Here is a 2260-nt window from a genome sequence, read left to right on the forward strand (position 1 = left end):
GGTATGACTTGCTCCGCTTGTTCGGCCAGGGTGGAAAAGAGCGTTGCCAAGCTCCCCGGCATCCAGGAGGTGTCTGTCAATCTGCTGAAAAACAGCATGGTGGCATCCTATGACGAAGCTGCACTTGACACGGGGCAGATCATCCAGGCGGTGGAAAAGGCTGGGTACGGAGCGATCCCCAAGGCTGGGCAGAACAAGCCCGCTGTCGAGCGAACAGCCGCTTCTGTCCCTGCTGGTAAACCGGCGGTCAGCACCGCCCAAGCGGAGTACAAACAAATGAAGGGCCGACTATTGCTGTCCGCCATCTTCACCATTCCCCTGTTTTACATCTCAATGGGCCACATGATGGGGTGGCCGCTACCCAGCGGTCTGCTGGGAATGGAGAACGCCATCACCTTTGCGTTCACCCAATTCCTGCTGCTCATTCCCGTGGTGTTCGTCAATGCGAAATACTACCGCATGGGCTTTAAGACCCTGTTCCACGGTTCGCCCAATATGGATTCGCTGATCGCCATCGGCTCCGGCGCGGCTATTGTCTACGGCATCTATGCCATTTTCAAGATCGGCATTGGTTTCGGTCACGGCGATATGGAAACGGTACACAGCTTTATGATGGATTTGTACTTTGAATCCGCTGGGATGATCCTGACCCTTATCACGCTGGGCAAAACTCTGGAGGCCCGCGCCAAGGGCAAGACCTCGGATGCCATCACCAAGCTGATGAACCTTGCGCCCAAGACGGCCACTGTGGAGCGGAACGGCATAGAACAGCAAATCCCCGTGGAACAGGTACAGCAGGGGGAAACGCTGATTGTCAAGGCCGGTGAATCTGTCCCTGTGGACGGCGTGGTGCTGGAGGGCTTTTCCTCCGTAGATGAATCGGCTTTGACCGGCGAGAGCATCCCCGTGGAGAAGCACGTTGGCGATACGGTAATTGGTGCGACCATCAATAAGACCGGCTATTTCAAAATGCAGGCCACTAAGGTGGGGGATGACACCACTCTGGCGCAGATTGTCCGGCTGGTAGACGAAGCTACCAGCTCCAAGGCCCCCATCGCAAAGCTGGCGGATAAGGTTGCTGGGGTATTCGTTCCGACTGTTATTGGTATCGCACTTGTGGCGGCGGCGGTCTGGCTGGTGCTGGGCTATGGCGTTGAGTTTGCCCTGTCCATTGGTATCTCCGTCCTGGTGATCTCCTGTCCTTGCGCCCTGGGACTGGCAACGCCCACCGCTATCATGGTGGGAACGGGTAAAGGAGCCACCAATGGCATCCTGATAAAATCGGCGGAGGCGTTGGAAACCGCCCACAACATTGATACTGTCGTGCTGGACAAGACCGGCACGATCACCCAGGGCAAGCCGGTGGTAACGGACATTTTGTGTGAAGCTGGGGCAGACCGCCTGGGACTGCTGAAAATTGCCGCCTCGCTGGAAAAGCTGTCAGAGCATCCTCTGGCGGACGCTATCACCGCCGAAGCGGGAAAGGCAAAGCTGCCGCTGTCCCCGGTTGAGGACTTCCAGCAGATTCCCGGTCAAGGCATCGTAGGCCGGGTAGACGGCGAAATGTGTCTGGCAGGCAACCGCCGCATGATGGACGCCCACAATATCACGGGCGGGGAACTGCTGCGCTCCGGGGAAACACTGGCGGCAGAGGGCAAAACACCCCTGTTCTTTGCCCGCGCCGGGAAGCTCATGGGCGTGATCGCTGTGGCCGATGTAGTCAAGCCTACCAGCGCCCAGGCTATCCAGGAATTGTCCGGCCTCGGTATTGAGGTGGTCATGCTCACCGGGGACAATGCAAAGACCGCTCAGGCCATCCAGCGGCAGGTCGGCGTAGACCGGGTAGTGGCCGAAGTGTTCCCCCAGGACAAGGAAAAGGAAATACGCCGCTTGCAGGACAGCGGCAAAAAGGTGGCGATGGTTGGGGACGGCATCAACGATGCTCCCGCGCTGGCCAGGGCCGATGTGGGTATCGCCATCGGAGCGGGAACAGATGTAGCGATCGAATCCGCCGACATTGTGCTGATGAAAAGTGATCTGCTGGATGTGTCCACGGCCATTCAGTTGAGCAAGGCCGTCATCCGCAACATCAAGCAAAACCTGTTTTGGGCCTTTATCTACAACATCATCGGCATCCCTATCGCCGCCGGTGTATTCTTCCTCTCTTTCGGCTGGAAGCTCAATCCCATGCTGGGGGCGTTCGCCATGAGTTTCAGTTCTGTATTTGTTGTGTCCAATGCACTCCGGCTGCGGTGGTTCC

Annotated in this window: 1 protein-coding gene; it reads left to right on the top strand. The window is 57.7% G+C overall.

Annotated elements, in window-relative coordinates:
* The coding region (locus tag QZ326_RS12920; protein ID WP_295745994.1) for a cation-translocating P-type ATPase at positions 1 to 2260 on the top strand (2260 nt) is incomplete at both ends.

It is taken from the genome of uncultured Oscillibacter sp. (genome assembly GCF_910587525.1).
Classification (GTDB): domain Bacteria; phylum Bacillota; class Clostridia; order Oscillospirales; family Oscillospiraceae; genus Oscillibacter.